The organism is Vreelandella venusta (assembly GCF_015689495.1).
Taxonomy (GTDB): domain Bacteria; phylum Pseudomonadota; class Gammaproteobacteria; order Pseudomonadales; family Halomonadaceae; genus Vreelandella; species Vreelandella venusta.
This window is the reverse complement of sequence record NZ_CP065135.1, coordinates 3,370,816-3,396,388: the sequence shown is the minus strand read 5'-3', so window position 1 is coordinate 3,396,388 and position 25,573 is coordinate 3,370,816. Positions and strand designations below refer to the sequence as shown.

At 51.4% G+C, this 25,573-nt stretch carries 23 protein-coding genes; 15 read left to right on the top strand and 8 right to left on the bottom strand.

Going from position 1 to position 25,573, the window contains the following annotated elements; genetic code table 11:
* Window positions 1-83 precede the first annotated feature (83 nt).
* Entirely contained in the window at window positions 84-986 is a 903-nt protein-coding gene (locus tag IR195_RS15945) for a LysR family transcriptional regulator (RefSeq protein ID WP_206048050.1), read from the bottom strand.
* A gap of 100 nt (window positions 987-1,086) precedes the next feature.
* On the opposite strand from IR195_RS15945, the gene IR195_RS15940 reads away from it, so the two are divergent.
* The 3 genes from IR195_RS15940 to IR195_RS15930 all read left to right on the top strand — a co-directional run bounded on the left by IR195_RS15940 (window position 1,087) and on the right by IR195_RS15930 (window position 4,001).
* Window positions 1,087-1,302, top strand: coding sequence for a DUF2798 domain-containing protein (locus tag IR195_RS15940; protein WP_206048049.1), 216 nt, complete (start codon window positions 1,087-1,089; stop codon window positions 1,300-1,302).
* Window positions 1,303-1,487: 185 nt separating this feature from the next.
* The gene (locus IR195_RS15935) at window positions 1,488-2,951 is read left to right on the top strand and encodes an alanine/glycine:cation symporter family protein (protein ID WP_125751027.1); all 1,464 of its coding nucleotides are present in this window, start codon (window positions 1,488-1,490) and stop codon (window positions 2,949-2,951) included.
* Between the two features lie 39 nt (window positions 2,952-2,990).
* Window positions 2,991-4,001, top strand: a complete 1,011-nt coding sequence (locus IR195_RS15930; protein ID WP_206048048.1) for an asparaginase domain-containing protein — start codon at window positions 2,991-2,993, stop codon at window positions 3,999-4,001.
* An 11-nt stretch (window positions 4,002-4,012) separates the two neighbouring features.
* On the opposite strand, the gene IR195_RS15925 is transcribed toward IR195_RS15930, so the two are convergent.
* The 5 genes from IR195_RS15925 to IR195_RS15905 form a co-directional block, all read right to left on the bottom strand.
* Window positions 4,013-5,245: a DUF3422 domain-containing protein gene (locus tag IR195_RS15925; protein WP_125751020.1), complete on the bottom strand. Its 1,233-nt coding sequence runs from the start codon at window positions 5,243-5,245 to the stop codon at window positions 4,013-4,015.
* Between the two features lie 118 nt (window positions 5,246-5,363).
* Window positions 5,364-6,593 carry a nucleoside recognition domain-containing protein gene (locus IR195_RS15920; protein WP_146941798.1) on the bottom strand — a complete coding sequence of 410 codons (1,230 nt, stop codon included), beginning with the start codon at window positions 6,591-6,593 and terminating at the stop codon, window positions 5,364-5,366.
* Between the two features lie 79 nt (window positions 6,594-6,672).
* Window positions 6,673-7,605, bottom strand: a complete 933-nt coding sequence (locus IR195_RS15915) for a LysO family transporter (RefSeq protein WP_146941800.1) — start codon at window positions 7,603-7,605, stop codon at window positions 6,673-6,675.
* Window positions 7,606-8,292, bottom strand: coding sequence for a hypothetical protein (locus IR195_RS15910; RefSeq protein ID WP_423250122.1), 687 nt, complete (start codon window positions 8,290-8,292; stop codon window positions 7,606-7,608). It lies immediately after the preceding gene.
* Window positions 8,293-8,428: 136 nt separating this feature from the next.
* Window positions 8,429-9,364 (bottom strand): 2-hydroxyacid dehydrogenase, encoded by a 936-nt coding sequence (locus tag IR195_RS15905; protein ID WP_206048046.1) that lies wholly within the window; start codon window positions 9,362-9,364, stop codon window positions 8,429-8,431.
* A 222-nt stretch (window positions 9,365-9,586) separates the two neighbouring features.
* Between IR195_RS15905 and doeA the strand changes: the two genes are divergently transcribed.
* From doeA to IR195_RS15845, 12 genes are all read left to right on the top strand, one after another.
* Complete coding sequence (gene doeA, locus IR195_RS15900) at window positions 9,587-10,786, top strand: ectoine hydrolase DoeA (RefSeq protein ID WP_125751004.1); 1,200 nt, start codon at window positions 9,587-9,589, stop codon at window positions 10,784-10,786.
* Between the two features lie 27 nt (window positions 10,787-10,813).
* On the top strand, window positions 10,814-11,845 hold the full coding sequence (gene doeB, locus IR195_RS15895) for a N(2)-acetyl-L-2,4-diaminobutanoate deacetylase DoeB (protein ID WP_125751001.1): 1,032 nt from the start codon (window positions 10,814-10,816) through the stop codon (window positions 11,843-11,845).
* An 8-nt stretch (window positions 11,846-11,853) separates the two neighbouring features.
* A complete protein-coding gene (locus IR195_RS15890; RefSeq protein ID WP_125750998.1) occupies window positions 11,854-12,330 on the top strand; it encodes an Lrp/AsnC family transcriptional regulator in 477 nt (158 codons plus the stop codon).
* A gap of 193 nt (window positions 12,331-12,523) precedes the next feature.
* On the top strand, window positions 12,524-13,393 hold the full coding sequence (locus IR195_RS15885; protein WP_206048045.1) for a carbon-nitrogen hydrolase family protein: 870 nt from the start codon (window positions 12,524-12,526) through the stop codon (window positions 13,391-13,393).
* A gap of 153 nt (window positions 13,394-13,546) precedes the next feature.
* Window positions 13,547-15,019, top strand: a complete 1,473-nt coding sequence (locus tag IR195_RS15880) for a biotin carboxylase (RefSeq protein WP_125750992.1) — start codon at window positions 13,547-13,549, stop codon at window positions 15,017-15,019.
* Between the two features lie 56 nt (window positions 15,020-15,075).
* The gene (locus IR195_RS15875; RefSeq protein WP_241006744.1) at window positions 15,076-16,059 is read left to right on the top strand and encodes a C45 family autoproteolytic acyltransferase/hydrolase; all 984 of its coding nucleotides are present in this window, start codon (window positions 15,076-15,078) and stop codon (window positions 16,057-16,059) included.
* A gap of 63 nt (window positions 16,060-16,122) precedes the next feature.
* The gene (locus IR195_RS15870; protein ID WP_206048043.1) at window positions 16,123-18,900 is read left to right on the top strand and encodes an aminotransferase class I/II-fold pyridoxal phosphate-dependent enzyme; all 2,778 of its coding nucleotides are present in this window, start codon (window positions 16,123-16,125) and stop codon (window positions 18,898-18,900) included.
* A 248-nt stretch (window positions 18,901-19,148) separates the two neighbouring features.
* A complete protein-coding gene (locus IR195_RS15865) occupies window positions 19,149-20,645 on the top strand; it encodes an NAD-dependent succinate-semialdehyde dehydrogenase (RefSeq protein ID WP_206048042.1) in 1,497 nt (498 codons plus the stop codon).
* A 70-nt stretch (window positions 20,646-20,715) separates the two neighbouring features.
* Window positions 20,716-22,149: an aspartate aminotransferase family protein gene (locus IR195_RS15860; protein WP_125750983.1), complete on the top strand. Its 1,434-nt coding sequence runs from the start codon at window positions 20,716-20,718 to the stop codon at window positions 22,147-22,149.
* 133 nt (window positions 22,150-22,282) lie between these two features.
* Window positions 22,283-22,960: a haloacid dehalogenase type II gene (locus tag IR195_RS15855; RefSeq protein WP_125750980.1), complete on the top strand. Its 678-nt coding sequence runs from the start codon at window positions 22,283-22,285 to the stop codon at window positions 22,958-22,960.
* 61 nt (window positions 22,961-23,021) lie between these two features.
* Window positions 23,022-23,369, top strand: a complete 348-nt coding sequence (locus IR195_RS15850; protein WP_009721375.1) for a putative quinol monooxygenase — start codon at window positions 23,022-23,024, stop codon at window positions 23,367-23,369.
* A 53-nt stretch (window positions 23,370-23,422) separates the two neighbouring features.
* Window positions 23,423-23,890 (top strand): S-ribosylhomocysteine lyase, encoded by a 468-nt coding sequence (locus IR195_RS15845; RefSeq protein ID WP_206048041.1) that lies wholly within the window; start codon window positions 23,423-23,425, stop codon window positions 23,888-23,890.
* 188 nt (window positions 23,891-24,078) lie between these two features.
* On the opposite strand, the gene IR195_RS15840 is transcribed toward IR195_RS15845, so the two are convergent.
* Both IR195_RS15840 and IR195_RS15835 read right to left on the bottom strand, forming a co-directional pair.
* Complete coding sequence (locus IR195_RS15840; protein WP_125750974.1) at window positions 24,079-24,786, bottom strand: inorganic diphosphatase; 708 nt, start codon at window positions 24,784-24,786, stop codon at window positions 24,079-24,081.
* Between the two features lie 76 nt (window positions 24,787-24,862).
* On the bottom strand, window positions 24,863-25,522 hold the full coding sequence (locus tag IR195_RS15835; protein ID WP_125750971.1) for a DUF1826 domain-containing protein: 660 nt from the start codon (window positions 25,520-25,522) through the stop codon (window positions 24,863-24,865).
* Between the last annotated feature and the right edge of the window lie 51 nt (window positions 25,523-25,573).

Here is a 25,573-nt window from a genome sequence, read left to right as displayed (position 1 = left end):
TCCCCAAACGCGCTGCTAGTTAACTGTTTTGCTGGTGTTACGGCGCCAGCAGAGCAGGTCGCTATTTTGCCCGAACAGACGGTCTAATCAGCAGAGTGGAACCAAGACTGGTGGCTGAGGAATTCGATTAACTCGTGGCGAAACAGCTTGGCCCTTGCTGAAAGGCTGCGCCGGTAAGGCCATACCAAGAAGATCTCACGGTGGCGTCCCCGCCACTCAGGAAGCACTCGTATTAGCTCGCCCGCTTGTAAGCTGTTCGCCACCATACTGGCGGGCATCAATGAGACGCCTGCTCCCGATATTGTGAGGTTCAGCACAATATTCATATCGTTACTGATATGAAAATGGCTCTTGTGGCAAGCGCACTGGCTGCCGTCTTGATGGAACAACTGCCAATCGCTAAACATCTTTGCCGCCACGCTGGGACATGCCTGTAGCTCTTTAATACTGCTCGGAAGAGTGTGCTTCATCGATGGTGAAGCCACCAAAATCGGCTCTATATAGCCCAGATGTTTTTGAATCAGCGTCGAGTCTTTTTGTGGTCCAGAGCGAAGCGCAATATCCGCCTGATGGTCGCGAATATCCACCACATTGTTATCGAGTTCGATTGTCAGCGCAATCTCAGGGTAGCGGTCAATAAAGTGACGCCAAAACGCATCTAGTGGCCCGCTGCCCAGATTGACGGGCGCCATAACCTTCAATGGCCCACTCAGGCTATGCAGTGTTTGATCTAGGTCTGAAATTCGCTGATCCAGTGCGAGTACTAACTCTTCACATTCGCGGAAGTAGGACTCACCTTGAGGCGTCAACGTTAACCCCTTGGTTGAACGATAGAGCAACTCTACGCCGAGAGTGGCTTCTAGTGCGCTTATGCGCCGCGACACAGTGGCAATGGTCATCTTTAACGTTGCTGCCGTAGCCGTGAGGCTGCGTTGGTTAGCGGCCACGATAAAGATATTTAGGTCATCAAGAGAGGGTTTTTGCATTTTGCAATTCTGTAAAATTGATTCTCATATATTGGCATATATTACCGTTATAGGTGTTTGTTAGTCTGTTTGCACTCAAACATCACCCTTAGGTACTGCCATGAAACACAGAATTATCTTCGCTATTCTCATGTCGTTTACGCTATCGCTGATTATGTCCGCTTGGGTGACGTACGTGAATATTGGAACGCGTGCTGATTTTGTGGGCATCTGGATGCACGCTTGGCTGCTTGCTTGGCCAGCCGCTGGGATTATCGCGTTTATCTGCGGCCCCTTTATGCATAAATTAGCCCACCGTATTGCCGAGAAACTTTAATAAGTTCACTGATGCACTCTGGTGCAGTGGTTGGTGCAGTCAGTGCACACAACTGCACCGCTGCGCCAAATTTAATTCTTCCCCATGCTTGGTAAAACGTTCTCCGCGGCGCGGTTTTAAGAAGCGCGACCTAAAACGACGCGAATTCCAACATAACGCTAATACAAGAACGCGGAGAACATCACATGCTTGATATGCTCAATGAGCTCCTCTGGGGAAAGATACTGCTAGTGCTGCTGGTAGGCGTTGGTATCGGTTTTACCGTTGCTTCTCGCTTTGTGCAGTTTCGTTATTTCGGCCAAATGTTTCGTATTTTGGGGTCGGGTCAGGCTTTTAAGCGTAATAAACACGGCCACTTAAGTTCGTTTCAGGCACTTGTTCTGTCCGTGGCGGGGCGCGTCGGCGGCGGTAATATTGCCGGCGTAGCGGTCGCGATCACGCTAGGTGGCCCGGGGGCTATTTTCTGGATGTGGCTGGTGGGCCTGATGGGAATGGCGACTAGCTTTTTAGAATGTACTTTGGCGCAAACCTACAAAGAAGCGGAAGGTGATGGCACTTATCGCGGTGGCCCGGCGTATTACATTGTTAAAGGGCTAGGCAAGCAGTGGCGCTGGCTGGCAGCGTTTTACTCGGTGCTATTGCTGTTAACCTTTGGTTTTGCCTTTACCGCGCTGCAGTCTTATGCGGTAGCGACCTCATTTGGCGACGCCTTCGGTGTACCGGTGCTTTACAGTGGCATTGCCCTGGCGATGCTGGTCGGGCTGATTATTTTTGGTGGCATCAAACGTATTGCGCGCATCTCAGAGTTTCTGGTGCCTTTTATGGCGGTCAGCTATATCGCCATTGCGCTGCTGGTCATCGCCATGAACATTAATGAAATTCCCGGTGTTATCACGCTAATAATAAAAAGTGCTTTCGGCCTTGAACCGCTAATTGGTGGCGGTATTGGTGCGGCCATTATGATGGGGTTGAAGCGTGGCCTGTTTTCTAACGAAGCGGGTCTGGGCAGTGCGCCTAATGTGGCGGCGGTTGCTTACGTGCCGCACCCGGCCAACCAAGGCATTGTGCAGGCATTTTCGGTGTTTATCGATACCGTGATTATCTGCTCTGCCACGGCATTCTTGATTCTACTCAGCGGTGTATATGACCCAGCGGCAGGCGCTGGCGTTGAAGGTATCGCTCTTACCCAGGCGGCGCTAGCCGACCATGTAGGCGAATGGGGGCGCACCTTTGTTAGCCTCGCGCTGCTGCTGTTTGCGTTCAGTACTATTTTGTACAACTACTACCTGGGCGAGAACAGCCTCAACTTCTTTAGCCGCGACAACCAGAATCTGTTTAACGCTTTCCGGGTCGCCATTGTATTGCTGGTGTGCTGGGGCGCGACCACAGATCTTGGCACTGTGTTCGGCTTTGCCGATGTCACCATGGGGCTATTGGCCGTGGTCAACCTAGTGGCGCTGATTCTGTTGTTCAAGTGCGGCCTGCGCATCCTTAATGATTACGATAACCAGCGTCGCCAAGGTATCAAACGGCCGATCTTCGATGCCAGTCAGCATCCGGATCTTGAGCTGGACCCGAAGGCGTGGGAGCTAGAGCCTAAAGAGGCTGAGGCGTTAAAGCAGCGCTTGGCAAGCGCGCCTGCTAAGTAAGCCTGCACATGTACTAACGCTATTCGATAAGGAGAGACTATGTCCCGCGTACTCATGCTCTACACCGGCGGTACCATCGGTATGCAGCCATCACCACATGGGTATGTGCCTTGCGCGGGGCTGGCCGAACGTTTAAGCGCATGCATGGCGCTGGCTGCCGACGACAGGTTGCCAGCGTTTGATGTACTGGAAATGCAGCCGCTGATTGATAGCGCTGAGCTAATGCCCGATGCCTGGAACCGTTTAGTGGCAGTGTTAGCAAGCCACTGGCAAACATACGATGGGTTTGTAGTGCTACACGGAACCGACACCATGGCGTATAGCGCCGCTGCGCTGTCGTTTATGCTTGGCGCGCTAGACAAGCCGGTGATTTTCACCGGCGCCCAAATTCCTTTGGGGGAGCCCCGTAGCGATGCACTGAATAATCTTGTCAGTGCACTGCAACTGGTGGCTCACCCTGCGACACCTTGTGAGGTAAGTCTGGCCTTTCATGATCGACTGCTGCGCGGTAATCGCGCTCGCAAGGTACGCACTCAGGGGTTAGATGCCTTTGACTCTCCCAATTTTCCCTGGCTTGCCGAGCTTGGCATTGCCATATCTTACCCTCAGCCCTCTGCCTTGCTGAGCGGACGGCCTGACTTTGCCCCCATTGAGGTGGATGATGAGGCGGTTGCGATATTGCCACTCTATCCTGGTATGTCGCTGCGCCGCGCCAAGGTGCTGCTGGCCGATGAACGCTTAAAAGGCTTGATTCTGCATAGCTACGGCGTGGGCAACCCGCCTAGTTTTGAAGGCGAGCTGTTAACGGCGTTAACGGCTGCAAATGAACGAGGGGTCGCACTGCTTAACGTGACTCAGTGCGCCCAAGGGGAAGTCGTACAGGGAGCTTATGCCACCGGCGCGGCGCTGAACCAAGCCGGTGTGATTGCGGGAGGCGACATCACGTTAGAAGCCGCCGTTGCAAAGCTCACAGTGCTGCTAGGCCGTGGGATGAGCGGCTCTGCGCTGCGCAGGGCGCTTAGCGGCTCATTACGAGGTGAGTGCAGCTAGTACCTTACCCTCTAGTGCTTTTTAACCTTCCAAATCCGCCAGGTTAGGATCGCGATAATCAGCGTACTCAGTGGCGCTATGACGGAAGCGGCAAGGTTGGGTTCGATATCGACACCGAGTGCTCTTAAGCTTTCCAGCCCTAGTTTCATTAAGCTGAAAATGTAGTAGCTGATGACGATGATCGAGAGGCCTTCAACGGCCTTTTGGATTTTGAGCTGGCTGCTTGCGCGGGCATCTAAGCTCTGCAAAATTTTGTAGTTTTGCCTCTCGATTTCGACCTGGGTGCGGGTACGCAACAAGTCGTTTAAGCGTGTGGCGCTGGTGGCCAGCGTTTCTACGCGGCGATTCATGGCATCGCAGTAGCGCACGGCCGGTTCAAATCGCCGCAAAATAAACATGCCCAGCCGAGGATAATTACCGATACGCTCCTCGCGCAGCTCATTGATGCGTGCCAACACGATGCTGGCATAGGCATCGGTCGCGCTAAAGCGTTGGCGTGTTTGTACACCGCAGCGTTCGAGTTTTGCCGAGAGCAGTGTTAAGGCGTTGAGCAGCGGTTCGGCTGGAGAGGTGTGCTGTTCGGCGTGTTGGTGAGAGAGCGCAGACAGCTCCGTTTCATAGTGTTGTAGCTCACGGCTGAGTGCTTTGGCTTCCGGTAGCGCCAGCATTGCCATTATGCGGTAAGTCTCAATATCAAATAAGCGTCTTGCCATCCTGCCTAGTCGATAGCTATCCAGATTATCGTTAACCATTAGCAATCGGTTTCTTTGCTGATCATCCAGGTTGAAGTCGCTCCAAACCGTGGCATCTCCGCCGCCTACCTGTGAACCCGCTGGCTGATCTAATCCATAGGCCTCCACGCTACCTGCCCATCGATTAGCCGTTTCCACGCGTAATACGCTGGCGCTGATTATTTTATCGGCAACATCCGCAAGTAAACGGGCTAAAAAAGTAGGTGGTGTTGGCCATATGCGAGGGTTGCTGTTGTTGTCGTGCTTAATGGTCAGCGTAAAAAACTCGGTGTGCCGCTCCCACTTTACTAAGCAACCCTGGCAACTGACTATTTGCTGCACCTGATCGGGTGTGACAGCGACCTCTGTCAGCTCTGCTAGGCGATTAAGCAACGTCGTAACGTCATCGCCTTCAAGCGTAAAAGCGTAGTGATGAAGACAAGCAGGCCCTTCAAAATAGATGGGAGGCCGCGCGTGAAGCTCGTTATGTAATGCCGTGTGTTGAGCATGCATGAAACAAATTACCTGATCTATTGTTGTTACAAGTGTTGTAAAGAGTGTCGTTAAGAGCGTTGTGACGAATGTTGGTATGAATAACCAGCTTGTTGGCTAACCGAGTTGCCAAGCGGCGTTAGCCAAAGAACCAATAGCAGACAGTGATGGCAGTAATAATGCCCGCAGCGTCAGCGATGAGTGCACAGCCCAGACCATGGCGAATACGGGTAACGCCGACCGCGCCAAAATAGACCGCTAGCACGTAGAAGGTCGTCTCGGTGCTGCCTTGCAGGGTGGCGGCCAGCAGGCCAGGAAAGCTATCGACGCCAAAGTTGTTCATTGTCTCAATCATCATGGCCCGCGAGCCGCTACCAGAAAGCGGTTTTACAAAGGCGGTAGGCAGCGCATCTACAAAGCGAGTATCCCAGCCAATCCCTTCTACTAACCAGCGAATGCCACTGAGCCCTGCGTCCAGAACGCCGCTGGCACGCAGTACGCCAACCGCCACCAACATGGCAATAAGATACGGCAGCAGGGTGACGGTAAAACTGACACCTTCTTTTGCTCCTTCAATAAAGGCGTCATACACCCTGACACCACGCAGTGCGCCGACCACTAAAAACATCATGACAATTGTGAATAACGTGAGATTACCCACCAGTGTTGAAGCAGCCGCCAATGCCTGGGCCGACATGCCCGCCAGCGTAGTAATTAATAATCCCAAGGCAAGCGCTGCGGCGACCAAATAGGCCAGCACCACGGGTTGCCAGAGCTTTAAGCGTTGCACAAGTGCAACCGCGAGTAGCCCTGCCAGGCTGGAGGCGCTGGTAGCCAGCAGAATCGGCAGAAAGACCAAGGTTGGCTCGGCCGCGCCTTGCTGAGCACGATAAATGAAGATCGTGACAGGTAGCAGCGTCAGTGATGAGGTATTGAGTACTAAAAATAGGATTTGTGCGTTGCTGGCGGTATCGCGGCTCGGATTAAGACTTTGCAGCGATTGCATGGCTTTAATGCCAATCGGTGTCGCAGCGTTATCTAAGCCTAGAATGTTAGCCGCAAAGTTCATGCTAATTAGCCCCATGGCAGGGTGGCCCCGGGGCACTTCTGGCATTAGGCGGGAAAACAGTGGGTCAAGCACGCGGCCTAGTAAGCGAATCATGCCGGCCTTTTCGGCAATTGAAAGAAAGCCTAACCAAAGCGTCATCGTGCCTAGCAGCACTAAAATAATATCTACGCTGACGCTTGCCATATCGAACAGCGACTGCACTAAGCGAGCAAAAATCTCGCTATCGCCACCGACTAACCACTGCCACAAAGAGGCTGCAAACGCAGCAATGAAAAAGCTTAACCAAATTCCGTTTAGCATAGTGGGTAGGCATCCTGGGCAGTGAAGCAGTTGTATTTTTATAACGCTGCTTATCCTACCCAATGATTGCCTGCAATCGCTAACCTGATAGCGAAAGAAAAAACAGAATCAGTGGAGGAGAGAGTAGTGACAGGATAAAGCCGCTGACCACGGCAATCGGGACACAGGCCACACCGCCGTGCTGCTGGATCACCGGCAAGGTAAAGTCCATCGACGTTGCGCCGCCATAGCCAATGGCTAGCGCGGTGTGGCGGTGGATAACGAGCGGAATCAGAATAAATGCCAGCAGTTCGCGCGTTAGATCGTTGAAAAACGCCACGCCGCCCATTAATGGGCCAAGTTGATCGCCAATCAAAATAGCCGAAAGCGAATACCAGCCAAAGCCAGATGCCATGGCTAAGCCTTCATTCCAGCTAAGCGAGAGAAGCGGGGCGGCTAATAAGCCAGCCAGCAGCGAACTCAGCGCAAGGGTAACCGCGATGGCAAGTCCCAGGCGATTCAACAATATTTGTTTAAGTGGCATGCCGGAATTGCGTAGTTGGCAGCCAATCAGTACCAATAGTGCGTATAGCACCCATTCGGCAAGCCAGTCGGCGGCGGTAAACAGCGTTTCGCCAATCATTGGGCCGATTAGCAAACCAAATGCCACGCCAGCGGCCACCACACCTACCAACATGAGTGACCCCTGCATAGCAGCCAGCTTGCTAGTAGGAGCGTTCTTGACTACCGGTGAATTACCGGCTTTCAACGCCACTTGGCGCGATAACCACCATAGAGCAGCTAGGTTGAACACCGTCGTAATGCTAAACAGCAGCAGTGCGTTGCCGCCTAACCTTGAAAGTTGGCTACCCAGGTTTTCAAGGCCTGCAAGACTTATCCCCATAAATAATAGAATCAAATAAACCGAGCCATTAACGGCTCGGTTGATGAGATTCAGTAAACGGGCAGCACGAACGCGTACTAAGTAGCCTAACAAGAGAGGCAATAAAACAATCAGTAATCCAGAAAGCATTTAAGGTGCGTTACCCCCCGCGGGGTTAAATTGAGTCATGGCGAGGTAAGTCTGACGACGCCCCTCTTTTCGATATTCTGCCGAGAGGATCAGACCTGGCCAATCTGGATGAAAATTAATGTGTAAATATCGGTCGGGTTTTTCTTTATCAATCAGCGTGACGCGGGTGGCTTCGAACTCACCGGCGGGAACGGTGATGGTGCTGGGCTCGTTGATATTCTGCTGATCGACATAGTACTGAAAGTGTTCATCACGTCCACGATGATCAACAAACTCGATATCACAGGGAGTGCTTACCATGCAGCCTTCATGACCCGCTCGTCGGGAAAGATCAAATAGCGCGGCCTGGCGATCAAGCGAGCTAATATCACTTTCGTTGAGCTGGTAACTGTCGCCGACACCCAGTAGCGAATAACTGCTGTTATAGAGCAAAGAGCGAGTCGAGGTATCGTCTATCGAAAAGCGACTACGCTCCTCACCTCGGGCAATCGCGACAGCAAAATGCATATTGCTTAACCAGTGAAGCCCCTCATTGCTGAGCGTATGGGTGATGGTTGCACCGGGCCAGCCGCGTATTTCTAAACGGTATTGGGCCTGGAAGGGGTGTGGAGCCTGCAGAGTTTGCTCATCTTGAGTAGTATTTGCTGCTGATAACCCACTCAGGGAAAACAGACAAGCGCCCAACACTGTGCTCACAGACTTAGGGTGTCTGATGCTCTTTGTAACATAACGCAAAGGCCCTTCCTCCTTCTCGTGTGTTTTCCTAAGAGCCTTTAGCGGGCGCTTGGTTCCCAGCGCAGTATAGCGTGCGTATGGCTAAGCGTCAGTAGCCTGATGCTGGGCTAATTGTTGCTAACGTATCACCCGCTTCAAATGCTTTAATATACGCAATAACTTGATCAATGGCGTCATTGAGTGGTGTAGGCGCTGCCATATGGGGCGTTACTAAGACGTTTGGATGTTGCCAAAGGGGATGGTTGGTAGGCAAAGGCTCTTCACAGAAAACGTCTAGTAGGGCACCACGCAGATGTCCTGGTTTATTGGCTTCACCGAGCGCATCGAGCAGCGCTTGTTCATCAATTAGGCTGCCGCGACCGGGATTAATAACACTGGCGCCTTCGGGTAGTTTCGCTAGCCGCTCGGCGTTAAGAATACCTTCAGTAGCAGGAGTATCTGGCAAAATGGTGACTAAGCTCTGCACTTGGCCCAGTAGCTCATCAAGACCCTCGTCACCATGCAGGCAGCGTACGCCGCTAATCTGTTTAGCTGAGCGGCTCCAGCCAAGTACCGGAAATCCTGCTTGCGACAAGTGAGTGGCTACGTAACTGCCGATTGCGCCAAGGCCTAATATGCCAACTGGCCACTGTGTTTTGTCAGGCACGGCTTGGGGCTGCCAAGTAGCGCTCTGCTGTTGAGTGGCGTAGCGATCCATGCTGCGGTAGAAGTGCAGTACGCCATATAGCACGTAATCTGCCATGAGTTCGCCCATGCCAGCATCACGTAATTTCACGATAGGAACATCGCTTGGAAGGCCGGGTGTTTTCAGTAAGTAATCAACACCCGCTCCCAGATTAATAATGCCTTTAAGCTGGCTTTGTTCCTGCAGTAAATGCTCTGGGGCTTTCCAAACGGCAAGGTAGTCGGCGTTTTTGCGCTCATCTTCAGGTGCGTCACTTGTCAATATAGTGGCTTGGGGAAACGCTTTCTCAAGTGCGGCTTGCCACTGGGCTGAATCATCAATATGGATGACTAGTTTCATTTTTCCTCCTGACTGCATGTTAACTATGGTTACGCTACCACGGCTTACCACAATTTTTGTCATAAAGGCTTTGACCAGCAACCAAGGGTCGGTGCTAGTATCGCCCTAAGACGACATTGGCAGGCCTACTGCGGGGGTGGCCAGGTCGATCCTGTGGCCCAGCGCAGCTAACTTACAATAGATAGCGCTGGTTCTTAGTGATCTTTGATGGCGAGTTGCCCGATGACTGAGGTTTCCCTGCCCTTCACACGTGAAGAGTACGCTAATCGGCTTTGGAAAGTGCGCGCAGAGATGGCGGGCCGTGGTATTGACGTTCTGATCGTCAGTGATCCTTCCAACATGGCGTGGTTGACCGGCTACGACGGCTGGTCATTTTATGTTCATCAATGCGTATTGGTGGGCCTTGAAGGCGAACCTGTATGGTTTGGCCGCCGTATGGATGCCAACGGCGCGCTGCGCACCTGCTGGATAGACCCCGATAATATTACCTACTATCCGGATTACTATGTTCAAAATCCGGATATGCATCCAATGGAGTATCTTGCCCAATCGATCATGCCTGACCGCGGCTGGCATACCGGTGTGGTGGGCATGGAGATGGATAACTACTACTTCTCTGCTAAAGCCTACCAAAGCCTTTTGCGTGAGCTTCCCCATGCGCGCTTTATGGATGCCAACGCACTCGTGAATTGGTGCCGGGCGATTAAGTCGCCGCAAGAAATCGCTTATATGCGTGTGGCAGCAAAAATTGTTGAGGGGATGCACACGCGTATTTTGGAGGTTATTGAGCCCGGGCTGCCAAAGAGTAAGCTGGTGTCGGAAATTTACCGTGTCGGCATTGAGGGATTTGTCGACGAGAATGGTAAGGTATTTGGCGGCGATTACCCCGCTATTGTACCGATGTTGCCAACCGGTAAAGACGCTGCTGCGCCGCACCTTACCTGGGACGACACGCCATTTCGCAAAGGTGAAGGCACGTTTTTTGAAATTGCTGGTGTCTTCAAGCGTTACCACGCGCCGATGTCGCGCACCGTATTTTTAGGTACGCCGCCAACCGACTTTATTCGTGCTGAATCCGCTTTGCTGGAAGGCATTGAGGGTGGCTTGGCCGTGGCTAAGCCGGGCAATCGTACGGCGGATATTGCCATGGCACTGGGTGCGGCGATGGATAAGTACGGTTTTGACCGTGGTGGCGCTCGCTGTGGTTATCCGATTGGCATCTCGTACCCGCCGGATTGGGGCGAACGCACGATGAGCTTACGCCCCTCAGACGAAACTATTCTTCAGCCCGGGATGACGTTTCACTTCATGCCTGGTCTATGGGTAGAAGACTGGGGGCTGGAAATTACCGAAAGCATTCTGATTACTGAAGATGGTTGTGAAACCCTGGCTAATTTTCCGCGCCAGCTGTTTGTTAAGTAGCTGTCTATACAATACAAGGGATATAAAATGACGCTTCAACCGAACCAACTGCGGCCTAGTCCTATTTCCGCCACCGTTGATTTCGACGCCGATGGCGTACAGCACGGCTTTTTAAAGCTGCCGATTTCCACCGATGAGTCTGCCTGGGGCGCGGTAATGATACCTATTACCGTGGTTAAAAATGGCGAAGGCCCCACTGCGCTATTAACGGGCGGAAATCATGGTGATGAATACGAAGGCATAACGTCGCTGTTGAAGCTCTCTTCCACGTTGAAAGCGGAAGAGGTGAGTGGGCGAGTCATTATTGTACCGTGTATGAACACGCCTGCAGTCATGGCCGGAAAGCGCACCTCGCCGATGGATAAAGGTAACTTGAATCGTAGTTTTCCAGGGGACCCAAACGGCACCGTAACGTCGCAAATTGCTGATTACTTTACTCGCGTGCTGGTTCCTCTTAGCGATGTAGTGCTCGACTTGCACTCAGGTGGCCGTACGCTGGATATTTTGCCGTTCGGTGCTTCTCATGTTTTAGACGATAAGTCTCAACAGCAGGCTGCGTTGGAAGGCGCTAAAGCATTCGGTGCTCCCTACGCGATGGTGATGTTTGAGCTAGATGCAGAAAAGCTGTTCGATACGGCCTGTGAGCGCCAGGGCAAAGTATTTGTGGCCACTGAACTTGGCGGCGGCGGCACGTCCACGCCGCAAAGCATTGCGATTGCTGAGCGCGGTGTGCGCAATTTTTTGATCCATTACGGTTTGGTGCAAGGCACAGTGGAAATGCCCGAAGGTGGGCAAATGTATCTCGATATGCCTGATGCCAGCTGCTACGTGCAAAGCCAGCATTCTGGGGTGTTAGAGCTGTTAGTGGCGTTAGGTGATGAAGTGAAAAAAGGCCAAACCATTGCCTATGTTTACGATATGACCCGCAGCGGTACCGCTCCTGTGGCTTACAAAGCGGAACGTGACGGCATCTTAATGGCTCGTCGTGCGCCATCGTTAATCAATATGGGGGACACCCTGGCGGTGATTGCCGATGTTGTTGAACGCCTGGAGGCGTGACAACTCGCATGATGAAATTGGACCGTTATGATTTAAAAATTCTCGATATTCTCTCTCGGGATGGACGAATCACTAAGTCGAAGCTGGCAGAAGCCATCAACCTCTCGGTGAGTCCCTGCTGGGAGCGAGTTAAACGTCTGGAAAATGCGGGCGTTATCGAAGGATATAGCGCGCGCATTAATGCTGATGTATTAGTGCCGCGCAACGCCGTATGGGTGCAGATTGAGCTTAAACAGCACAATGCCGAAAGCTTTTCTCGCTTTGAAGCATTAGTCATGCAAACGCCAGACGCCACAGAGTGCGTGGCGGTAGGTGGCGGTGTGGATTATCTGGTGAAGTTTGAAGTATTTTCCATCGACAGTTATCAACGCTTGATCGATAGTTGGTTGGTCTCGGACGTAGGAATAGAGCGTTACTTTACCTATATCGTGACCAAGTCGGTCAAGCGGACCGAACCAAGTATTGGATCAAATGACTTCTTGTAATGCTGGTTTGTGTAAATCGATCTGTATAAATCGAATTTAACAATCTATTCCCAGTGCATGATCAACGCTATTTCAGCGTTTCGTTGGCTTAACATGAAAATTAATGCCACTCACCATTCGCTTAGTGAAAGCCATCCATCGAATGAATTGGCTAAGCAGAAATAGTCAGATCGCCTAACGCAGAGAGAAACTAATGTCATATTTCACCATTGCCGGTGTTCAAATGCATGCCCTGCACCATGGCGACAATACCGAGGCTATGCGCCATCGGATCGATGCGCTAATGAATCGTTTTCCTCAGGTTCAAATGGTGCTGTTCAGCGAATTAATGCCAATGGGAGCCTCTCCGCTCCACGCCCAAGCGTTGCCCAGCGATACCGAGGCATTTTTTTGCCAATTGGCTGCGCAACACCGCATCTGGTTAATTCCGGGATCAATGTTCGAGCAAGTCGGCGAGCATACTTACAATACCTTGGTAGTGATTAACCCTCTGGGCCAAGTTGTAACGCGTTATCGTAAGATGTTTCCGTTCCGGCCTTACGAAGCTGGCGTAGAAAGTGGCAGTGAATTCGTGGTCTTCGATGTGCCAACCATAGGTCGCTTTGGCGTTTCTATCTGTTATGACATGTGGTTTCCCGAGACGACTCGTACCCTGGCTTCAATGGGGGCCGAAGTCATTCTTCACCCCACGATGACCGATACCATTGACCGAGATATTGAGCTGTCAATTGCCCGTACTAATGCGGCGATCAACCAGTGTTACTTCTTCGATATCAATGGCGCTGGCGCGTTGGGGAATGGCCGTTCTATCGTTGTTGGCCCCTCTGGCGATGTGATCCATCAAGCGGGTATTGGTGAAGAAGTCATCCCCATCGAAATTGACCTCAACCGTGTCCGCCGCGAGCGCGAAACAGGGTTGCGCGGTTTGGGGCAGCCACTGAAAAGTTTCCGTGACCGTGAAGTCGATTTTTCGCTGTACCGTAGCGAAAACGGATCCACTCCTTTCCTTGACACCCTAGGACCACTTGCTAAACCTGTACGTACTGACCAAGACATTTTTTAGGAGCCTATTTGGCTTACCCAATCATCACGAGAAGAATGGATTTCGCGCCAGCTGGATGATTAATTTAGGCGATTATCGCGATATTTAGCGAAACTCCTAGGCAGCACTAGTTCAACACGGCCTTCAGTACGTGTCATACAAGGAGCGAAAACAATGAATAAAATAACGTCCATTGCAGATGTCCGTAGATATTTTTTAAACAATAAAGAGCCGGTTTACTTTATTTCTGCGACGAACTTCAATCTTCTGGGTATCGGTGATTGGGTAGGTAGCTTCCGCCATATTAACTATATTGACTGCTTTGAAGGCAAACAGCGTAATGTCTTTGTGCCTAAGCAGAAGTTTCCCCGCGACTTCGAGAGCATTGAGGATATTAATAACTATCTGCTTGAGCACAAAGAAGTTATTGATTTCATTCAATCACGCGCCAATGGTGAAAGCGCTGGGGTGGCATCGTTTTTAATGTTCGATGAACACACCGAAGACGTTTGTGAGCAGCTGGGCCTGCGGGTTGCCTTCCCCCCTGCTGAACTGCGCAAGCGGATGGATAATAAAATTGAGACGGTGCGTATTGGTAATAAAGCGGGTGTGCCCAGCGTGCCCAACGTGTTGGCCAGAGTAGGCAGTTATCAGGAACTTCTAAAGGTCAGCGAGTCGCTTGGTAACGATTTAGTGGTGCAGACCGCGTTTGGTGATTCTGGTCACACCACCTTCTTTATTGCCAGTGAAGAAGACTATTACAAACATGCCGAAGAGATCGAGGCCGAACCCGAAGTCAAGATCATGAAGCGCATCAACTGTCGCGGCTCGGCGATAGAAGCTTGTGCCACGCGTTGCGGTACGGTTGTCGGCCCGTTGATGACAGAGCTGGTAGGCTTCAAATCATTGACTCCTTATAAGGGCGGTTGGTGTGGCAACGAAATGTTCGCTGGCGCCTTTAGTCAGGAAGTGCGTGATTTAGCGCGTGAGTACACCTTTAAGTTTGGTGAAGCACTGCGTGAAGAGGGCTATCGAGGCTATTTTGAGCTCGATTTCCTGATTGATATGGATACCAATGAAGTGTATCTGGGTGAGCTTAACCCCCGTGTGACAGGCGCAAGCTCACTGACGAACGTGGCGGCTTTTGCGCATTCTGATATTCCACTGTTTCTGTTTCACCTGCTTGAGTTTTCGGATGCCGATTTTGATCTGGACATCAATGATATCAATGAGCGCTGGGCGCATCCTGAAAGTGTCGACAGCTGGAGCCAGCTGGTTATCAAGCATACCGATGAAAGCGTTGACCTGTTAACGGAGGCGCCTACTACCGGTGTATGGCGTATGAATGCTCAAGGTGAGATTGCTTATGATCATTACAGCTATCACCCCCACGCGGCAGAGAGCGAGCATGAAGCCTTTTTTCTGCGCATTAGTGGCGCAGGAGACTTCCGTTATGAAGGAGCCGACCTGGGTATTTTGATCACCCGGGGCCGGTTAATGGATGATGACTTCCAGCTTAATGAGCGTGCCAAGGCTTGGATAGATGGCATTCGTCGCCAGTACACCGGACAGGCCTTGCAAGATCCAGTGGTGGAGGAAGTTGCCGTCAGCCACGCTATCGGCGGTGGCAACTTCAAAATTCTTTAATCATGGACAGCAACTTTGCTGCAGGCCGGGCGCCTGGTGTGGAGCTGGACAAAGCCTTGACGTTTCGCACCGTGCATGAAGAAGTGGCGGGGCCAAAATGGCAATCGTTGTTCCATTATCACTGGCCTGCCTATGAGCCCTGGTATCTAGCCGAAGGTGAGCGTGAGCGTCCCTCTTATCTGGAGTGTCATAACGCTTTACGCAAGCACATGCCTGAGCTGCTAGTGACTTATCGGACATTGTGTGAAGTCGCCGGTGGCGGGGATCTCTCGTCACGGCTACTGAGTTTGTATCGTCCGCCGCCGTATATTACTGGTTGCTCGCAGGCGGTATTAACAAGGCCGACGTCAACGTTGCTGGCACGCAACTATGATTATCCGCCGGAGCTATGTGAGGGCACTATTCTCTACACCCGCTGGAATCAGCGTCGTGTTATTGCCATGTCTGATTGCCTTTGGGGCGTGCTGGACGGAATGAACGATTCCGGGCTTGCTGTTTCGCTAGCCTTCGGTGGGCGCAAGGTGGTGGGAGATGGCTTTGGTGCGCCGATTATTCTTCGTTACATCCTCGAATTCTGCGATACCGTGCCCGAAGCCGCTGCGGTACTTGCCCGAGTGCCTACCCATATGGCCTACAACATCACCGTGGCAGATGCCTCAGGGCGTTATGTTACGGCGATGATTGCGCCGGATAGCCGTGCCAGCATTCGGCGAGTGCCGGTGGCTACCAATCATCAAAAGAAAATCGAATGGTATGCCCATGCGCTGGCCTCTGAAACCTTGATTCGTGAGCGTCAGCTCTCAATTCTGGTGGACGATGACGCTACCACTGCAGAGAGGCTAATTTCGGCTTTCTCCGCTCCCCCTTTGTTTCGCCATGACTATCGGCGTGGCCTGGGGACAGTGTATACCGCGGTATATCGCACCAAGGAAAAACTTACCCAGTTCCGTTGGCCCGGCAGGATATTAAATTTGAACTTTGATGAGTTTCCAGAGGAGCAGATTACCGTGCGTTATGGCTCCCGCGGACTGTATGGCTGATGAGCACTGTTGCTGAGGCAAGTGTCGTTGCCAGATAAATACCTAAAAAGGATGGGTGTCGTTATGCAAGAGAATAATTCAACCGAAACTTCCTACACCGCCCTGGGTTTTTATCACAAAATCTCCCAACTTCGTGCTGATACCTGGAATGAACTTAAACGTGATTTAGGTATTCTGACGCGCCTTAAAGAAGAAGATCGCGCCAAAAACTTGATTAAAGCTATCGACATCAAGCTAACGCGCTTAGAGATTATTGAGGACTACCACGCATTTCCATCTAAAGAGGATTTTCGCCATCTTTGGACGCTATTTAATCGCGCTGAATATGCGCTGTTGGATAAGGTCGTTAAGCGTTTGGTGAGGGCATTGATCAGTGAGTCTTATCGTCGACGGCATGTGGATCTCTCTGAGACGGATGCGGGCGCTGAAGACATGGAAGCACTGGACGCCCTTAATCAACTTCGCCGCGGGCACCCGGCTTCCAATAGTTCGGCGCAACCTTACTTTGAACTGCTGATCGTAGACAATCTTTCTAACCAAGAAGAAGACGTGGTGCGTGAAGCATTTCACAATATGCGCCGTCCTGAAGACCGCTTTGTTTACGATGTTGTAACGGTAAAAAGCTTTGAAGATGCGTTGATTGCCATATTGGTTAATCCAAATATACAAGCCTGTCTGATTCGCTATGAATTCCCATATAAGTCAAAGTATAACCTCAGTGCTTTGCGTAATTATCTGGAAGGTCTCTCAGAAAATGAGCTGGAGCACCATAGCGAAGCTGATCGCAGTATCCTACTGAGTTCGATGATTCATGAGTTGCGCCCAGAAATTGATCAATTCCTGGTAACGAGCGGTGATGTTGAAGCCACGGCAAGTCGCGATATTAAGCACTTTAATCGTATTTTCTACCGTGAAACGGATTACATAGAACAGCATCATACGATTCTACGCGCCATTGATAATCGCTATCGCACACCGTTCTTTGATGCTCTGCGTGAATACAGTAGAAAACCCACTGGGGTGTTTCATGCCATGCCCATTTCCAGGGGCAAGTCAGTGACTCGATCTCACTGGGCAGGGCACATGATCGACTTCTACGGCATTAATATTTTTCTGGCAGAAACATCCGCAACATCGGGGGGATTAGACTCGCTGTTGCAACCGTTTGGGCCAATCAAAAAGGCACAAGAGTACGCAGCCCGCGCCTTTGGAGCTCGTCGTAGCTTCTTTGTGACTAATGGTACGTCCACTGCCAATAAGATTGTGGTGCAGGCGCTGATTAAGCCGCGAGACATTGTGTTGATTGATCGTGACTGTCACAAGTCGCATCATTACGGCATGGTGTTAGCCGGTGCGCATGTCAGTTATTTAGACTCCTATCCGCTCGATGATTATTCCATGTATGGCGCGGTGCCGCTGCATGAAATCAAGAAAACACTGCTGTCCTACAAGCGTTCCGGGCAGTTGCATAAAGTTAAGATGTTGTTGCTGACCAATTGCACCTTCGATGGCATCGTCTATAACGTGCGCCGGGTGATGGAAGAGTGTTTGGCGATTAAGCCTGATCTGGTTTTTCTTTGGGATGAAGCATGGTTTGCCTTCGCTGGTTTTAACCCGACGTATCGGCCACGCACCGCTATGAATGCGGCACGCACGCTGCGAGATCGTTACCGCAGTGATAGCTATCGAGAGGAGTATGCGGCTTGGAGAGCCGAGTTCGACAAGCTTGATCCGGAAGATGACGCTACATGGCTGGACCAGCGACTGATGCCCGATCCAGACGAGGTACGCATTCGCGCCTATGCCACCCATTCAACCCACAAAACACTGACCTCGTTACGCCAAGGCTCAATGATTCACGTGTGGGATCAAGATTTTCGCCAGAAAGTGGAGGCTTCTTTCCACGAAGCCTACATGACTCACACTTCTACCTCGCCCAATTATCAGATTGTGGCATCGCTGGATGTGGGAAGAATGCAGGCAGAAATGGAAGGTTTCGAACTGGTACATGCCCAGGTTGAGACGGCGCTTTCGCTGCGCGAGCAGCTCTACACCCACCCATTACTGCAGAAATATTTCCGTGTATTAAAAAATAGCGATATGGTGCCCGAAGCCTACCGTGAGTCGGGGGTAGAGTCCTATTACGACCCGGTGACGGGGTGGAATAAAATGGAGGAAGCCTGGGCGCGAGACGAGTTTGTGGTTGACCCTACCCGGGTCACGATTGCCATTGGTAATACGGGCGTTGATGGCGATACCTTTAAAAATGAATACCTGATGAATAAGTACGGGATTCAGATCAACAAGACTTCCCGCAACACCGTCCTGTTTATGACCAATATCGGCACAACTCGGGGCTCTATTGCCTACTTACTGGATGTGCTGATCAAGTTGGCCAAAGAGTTCGAATATCGCTTGGAAGACAGTAGCCGCCCTGAGCGCAAAATCATCGAAAATCAGGTGCATTCGCTGAATCATGATTTACCGCCACTACCTGACTTCAGCCGTTTTCACGACGCCTTCCGGCCGAATCCCGATACGCCCCAAGGGGATGTTCGCTGTGCTTACTTTCTGAGTTACGACGAAGAGAATACGGAGTACTTACGCTTCGATAATGGCAAGTTGCAGTCGCAAATGCGCGCTGGACGCGATGTTGTATCGGCAAGTTTTGTCATCCCTTATCCGCCAGGATTTCCGGTATTAGTGCCAGGGCAGGTCATCAGCGAAGAAATTTTAGCCTTTCTGCAGGCGTTGGATGTCACTGAGATCCACGGCTATCGGCCGGAGTTAGGGCTAGTGGTATTTACTGAAGAGGCTTTGATTAACCCCGTGGCGGGTTAAAGGCAGCAGGTTAAATAGAGGCGCTGCCAAAAAAAATCACTATAAAGCAAGCTTTCACAAAAAAAGCGCCGGAATTATCCGGCGCTTTCAAAAACACTTCGTGCGGTATCTCCCTTACGCTAGACACACTGAAACAGCCCAGCGAGACGTTGGGCTGTAGAGCGATTTTTTAGCAACATTTTTCTGTGCAACGGTTTGTCGCCAGCGATTGGCTTCACCGTAACTGGCTGCAACCTGGGGAGGTGCCCATGACCACATTATCGACCACGCTCACTAAGCGCTTGGAAGATCCGCGTCTGTTCCGGCAGTACGCCTACGTAAACGGTAAATGGACCCACGGTGATGGCGGCCGAGAAGAAACGGTGTTTGACCCAGCGACCAATGAAGCCATTGGCCACATCCCCTTGCTGGAAGCTGAGCAAATTACCGCTGCCGTAGATGCTGCTGAAACTGCTTTTGTGCAGTGGCGTGCTCTACGCGCCGACGAGCGCTGCGAGCGTTTGTTGGCATGGTACGATTTGATTCAAGCCAATCGTGAAGACCTAGCCACCATCATGACCCTGGAGCAGGGCAAGCCGCTGCCGGATGCCCGTGGCGAAGTAGAGTACGGTGCCAGTTTCGTGCGTTGGTTCGCTGAAGAGGGTAAACGCACCTACGGTGAAACCATTCCCAGCCATATTCCCAATGCATCGCTGGGCACCATTAAAGAGCCGGTAGGCATTGCGGCGATGATTACGCCGTGGAACTTTCCGCTGGCCATGATTACCCGCAAGGCCGCAGCGGCGTTGGCCGCTGGATGTCCGGTGATCATCAAGCCTGCCAATGAAACGCCGTTTTCTGCGCTGGCGCTGGCGGAGCTTGCCGAGCGCGCAGGTATTCCAGAAGGTATTTTTAACGTCGTACTGGGGGATCCTGCAGAAGTTTCTAACATTTTGTGCAGCGAGCCTCGTATCCGCGCGCTCTCTTTCACTGGCTCGACCCGTGTTGGCCGCTTGTTGATTGAGCAAAGCGCAAATACGGTTAAACGGCTATCGCTGGAATTAGGTGGCAACGCGCCGTTTATCGTCGGTCCGGATATGGATCCCAAAGAGGCAGCTTATGCTGCAGTCTCGGCCAAGTTTCAAACGGCCGGGCAAGATTGCCTAGCCGCTAACCGCATCTTGGTTCACGAATCTATCCATGATGCGTTCGTTGAGCAATTTACCGAGCGCATGGCGGCACTTACCGTGGGTAACGGTTTGCATGGAGAAGTTGATTTAGGCCCGCTGATTCATCGCCAGGCAGTCGAAAAAGCAGCATCGATTGTTGATGATGCGATTTCTAAAGGTGCCACGGTGATTGCTGGTGACCAGAGCCAAGCACCGGGCGATAACTTCTTTATGCCAGTGCTGTTGACCAACGTAACACCGCAAATGAAAGTCTGGCGTGAAGAGAACTTTGCCCCGGTGGCCGGTATTACCGCTTATAGTACCGATGACGAAGTTATTGAAATGGCCAATGACACCGAATACGGCTTAGCGGCCTATATCTATACCCATGATATTCGCCGCATCTGGAAGTTAATGCGGGCGTTGGAGTACGGCATGGTTAGCGTCAACTCCGTGAAAATGACTGGCCCACCGGTACCTTTTGGTGGCGTGAAACAGTCCGGCCTTGGCCGTGAAGGCGGCGCTACCGGTATCGATGAGTATTTAGAAACGAAGTACTACTGCCTTGGGGCATTAGGTTCAGTGTCAGGAAGTTGATATCCAATTGGTTTTATTAATTTAAGCAACCTCCCCACACGGTGGGGAGAGACTGTATAGAGAGAACGTTATGAGCTTGCATCAGGATCTGATCGAACGCGACCGTAAAGTCACTTTTCACGCCTCTACCCACCTGCGCGACTTCGCCCACGGCGATTTGCCAGGTCGTGTTATCACTGGCGGTAAAGGTATTAATATCGTAGATAAAGATGGCCGTGAGTTTATCGACGGCTTTGCGGGCCTTTACTGCGTCAATATCGGCTATGGCCGCACTGAAGTTGCTGAAGCGATCTATAAGCAAGCGCTGGAACTTTCTTATTACCACACTTATGTAGGCCACTCGAACGAGCCGCAGATTGAACTTTCTGAGCGTGTACTGAAAATCGCAGGCATGAACATGTCCAAGGTGTATTACGGCATGTCAGGCTCTGATGCGAATGAAACACAGCTCAAAATTGTGCGTTACTACAACAACGTGCTGGGGCGTCCGCAGAAGAAAAAAGTGATCTCGCGTATGCGTGGTTACCACGGTTCTGGTATCGCCTCTGGTTCGCTAACCGGTCTTAAAGCATTCCACGACCATTTTGACCTGCCAATCGAAACCATTCGCCACACTGAAGCACCGCACTACTATCTGCGCGCGGCAGAGCAGCACGGTATGACAGAGCTTGAGTTTTCTGCCTACTGTGCCGAGAAACTAGAGGCAATGATTCTGGAAGAAGGCCCTGACACCGTCGCAGCATTTATCGGTGAGCCAGTGCTGGGTACCGGTGGTATCGTACCGCCGCCAGAAGGCTATTGGGATGCGATTCAAGCAGTGCTGAACAAGTATGACGTGTTATTGATAGCTGACGAGGTCGTGTGTGGCTTTGGCCGTACCGGCTCAGACTTCGGTAGCCACCATTACAACATGAAGCCTGATTTGGTTACCATCGCGAAAGGGCTTACCAGTGCTTACCAGCCGCTTTCTGGCGTGATTGTTGGCGACAAAGTATGGAAAGTGCTTGAGCAGGGGACTGGTGAGTTTGGTCCCATCGGCCATGGCTGGACCTATTCAGGTCATGCACTAGGCTGTGCCGCTGGCCTTGCCAACTTGGATATTATCGAGCGCGAAAATCTAGTTGGTAACGCTGCTGAAACTGGCGGCTACTTCCAGCAGCAGCTGAAGGCCACTTTTGAGGGCCACCCGTTACTTGGCGACGTGCGCGGCGTTGGTCTAATGGCCGCTCTAGAGTTCTCACCAGACGCCAAACAGCGCCTGCATTTCGACCCGGCGTTGAAAGTTGGCCCGCGTGTTGCCGCAGCGGCAATGGAAGAAAACCTGATCGCTCGTGCGATGCCACAAGGTGATATTCTGGGCTTTGCGCCGCCACTGACTATTAACCGTGGTGAAGTTGACGAAATGATTGGTCGCGCCAAGCGTGCCATTGATCGCGTGACTGATGAGCTTGTACGTTCCGGTGATCTTAAAACTGGTGAGCAAGAAGCGGCCTTTACGATTTAATAGCGCTTAAAGCTGTCCAAACGCCGCTGCCTATATCGCAGCGGCGTTTTTGTTTTTGAGCAGGGCGGCTATGCTAAATGCAGGAGATCAATTATCTCCCACCCTTATCCGGTCCATCAGGCTAGGAGTTATCATGCAAACGGTACTTGCTTTTGATGTATACGGAACGCTCATTGATACCCAAGGGGTAACGGTTGAGCTAGAACACCGCCTAAGTGATGCCGCCAAAGCTGGGGATTTTGCTAAGCGCTGGCGGGAAAAACAGCTTGAATACAGCTTTCGCCATGGTTTGATGGGGGCCTACGTGCCGTTTTCGGAGTGTATCCGGGAGGCATTAGTGTTCACTGATCGTGCGATGCAAAGCGGTCTTTCTGATAACGACCATGACCACTTAATGGCGGTTTATGCGGAGTTGCCTGCATTCCCAGATGTGCTGCCTGCCCTAGATCAACTTCGCGATGCCGGAATTCGCTGCGTGGCATTTTCTAACGGCACTCAAGAAGCCGTCACTAAGCTACTGGCCCGCGCAGGTGTGGAAAACCACATGGATACGGTGGTAAGTGTTGATGACGTTAAGCGCTTTAAACCTGATCCTGCGGTATACGCTTACTTACGAACACGCTTAGAAGCACGCCCAGAGCATACCTGGCTGATTTCCAGCAATCCTTTTGATGTGATTGGAGCAACGCATGCAGGTTTACATAGTGCCTGGGTGCGCCGCCACTCTGATGCGCCCTTCGACCCCTGGGGAGGCGAGCCGGATATGACAGTGCCTGATTTGGAAGTGTTGGCTGAACGGATGAGTCGTTAGGTTGTTAACCCACATCGACAAGCCGCATAATGATGGCCTTTTAACCGGTTAGGAAGTCAGCATGTCGGAAAAAATATACTGTATCGCCAGCTTTAAGCCCAAAGCTGGCAAAGAAGAAGCGGTATTTAAAGCACTGCAGTCTTTAGAGCCGAACACCCATCGCGAAGATGCGTGTATTCACTACACTGTGACTCGGCAAATCGACAATCCGTTTGCCCAGGGCACCAGCTACCCGATTGTGTTTCATGAAATTTGGGCCAGCCGAGAAGAGTTTGAAGCTCATTGTCAGCGCAAAGAGATACAAGACTTTTTTGCTAAGCACGTTGAGTCTCCCGACGGCGATATTGAAGACGCCAATGTGTGTGTTTATACCGACGAACCGTGGAACTTCGACGCTCCCAAGGTGTAAAAGCGGTAACGGTGTAGCATGAGTAAGCGTTGTACCTAGATGGCGGAGCCAACATGACCGAAAAGAAAATGAACGTCGAAAGCTTTAACCTGGATCATACCAAGGTTAAAGCACCTTACGTGCGTTTGGCCGATATTAAAGAAGGCCAAAATGGCGACCGTATTCACAAGTATGATCTGCGTATTTGTCAGCCCAACAAAGAGCACATGGAGATGCCTGCACTGCACTCCCTTGAGCATCTGATGGCTGAAATGTCGCGTAACCACACCGATAAGGTGGTTGATATCAGCCCGATGGGTTGCCAAACCGGTTTTTATATCGCGATGATTAACCACGACGATTATAACGGCGTGCTAAGCATTATCGAGCAAACGCTCAACGATGTACTGACGGCCACGGAAGTACCTGCCTGTAATGAAATGCAGTGCGGCTGGGCTGCCAGCCATAGCCTGCAAGGTGCCCAAGCGCTAGCTAAAGGCTTGTTGGCTAAGCGCAGTGAGTGGACCGACGTATTTGCTTAAACGGTAAATGAAAGAGCGCAATATCAGCAATACGCCTCCTTACTGGGGGCGTTTTAGTGTTGGGCCAGTAACCACAATGGAAAACGCTTGATAACGTTAAGCATGGGAAAGACATAGAACATCACTGCGCTATCAATCGAGCAGTGATGTTCAAGCAGTTTAAAATACGACGGTTTGATTCAATCAGATTATTGCGTGGCCGAAAAATTCTCGGCAGCTGCTTCTAGTACGGCTAATGCAGACTCGGCGTCTTCAAACCCAAGACCTTCCATACCACCATCAAGGCCTTTGTAATTCGCGAACCAGATATCAACAATCTGGCTAACACCAGGAAACTCACTATCGAGTTGCTGCATGCTTTCAATATGGGCAAACGGAGAATCCTGGGTAAGTACCGCCACCAGTTTGTCGTCTTGCTCACCGTCATCTAACATTTTTAAAACGCCAATAACACGTACATCTACGACTTCACCACGCGGTAACGCTTGGCCTAAGACGATGACATCGAGTGGGTCGCCGTCACCGCCTAGTTCTTTAGGCAGGGCAGTACCAGGGATAGCGCCATAATTGCCGGGATAACCCAGGTAATTTACAACGCGCGGCTCGCCGTCTTTATATTCCCAATAAACCGCGTTCGGGTCTTCTTTGCTAACTTCCCATTTGGCAGATGTGCCTGTGGGTATTTCGATAATGGCGTTGGCATAACCATTGCTATTAATGGCATCCATCGCCATTAAATCGACATCACCGACAATGGTGAAATCATCTTTTAGGGTCATGGCTGAGGTATAGGGCGTTGTTTCAGAAAAGGCTAGATTGCCTAATGACTCAGCATGCGCCGTAGACGTTAACATCGAGATGCTTATCACACCTGCAAGCAGTAGTTTGTTATGCATGACCATTCCCGTAAGCAATTTAATTCAGTCAACTTTATCAGGGGGGAGTGACGAATTAGTGACAGGGAATTGATGATCAAGCGGGGTCTATCGTTAGCAGTAGCCGCTTTTGACCTGCCTCCAAAGAGGGACTGCGGTGCACTAAGCCATGCTTTTCACAGCCTTCCCAACCGCTGCCTTTTAGTAACGCGATATCACCGGGCTGCAAACGCTGAATGGCGGCTGGGTCGTTGATAATGTCTGGGCGATCAGGCGTTGGCGCACCTAGCCCCGCGCGATTAATCGCATTTTCAGGTAACCATTCACTACCTGGGCCGACGTAGGTGGTCACTAAACGTACCGGCAAGTTGTCGCAGTGAAAACGTGGGCACATCGCTGCTGTTAATAAGCGTAGGCGAATGCCCACGGTATCGGTATCAAACAGGAACGCGATGGCTTCAGCAACGGTTGCGACATCGTTAACCAGCGCCTCTCCCGCTGAGGGCTCTGGGAGCTTGCGCCGTAAGTCATTTTTGAAGTCATCTGTCGGGCTGCCAAGCCATGCATACTGCCAATCTCGCGATGTCTGGCTCTGTGCGTTTGCGCTAAGCGCTACATCGGCGGGCAGAGAGCGCTGCAGAATAGCGATGTTAATCTGCTCTTCAAATATACGTGGCAGTACGCTGATGTCGGTATCCAGTGCGGCGTGTTGCGGTAACACCCAAGATGCTGCTTGATGAAAGGGTGGGGTTGGCATTTAGGTCTCCTATTACGCTGTAGCAGTGCATCGCATTGAGAAAGGTTAGGT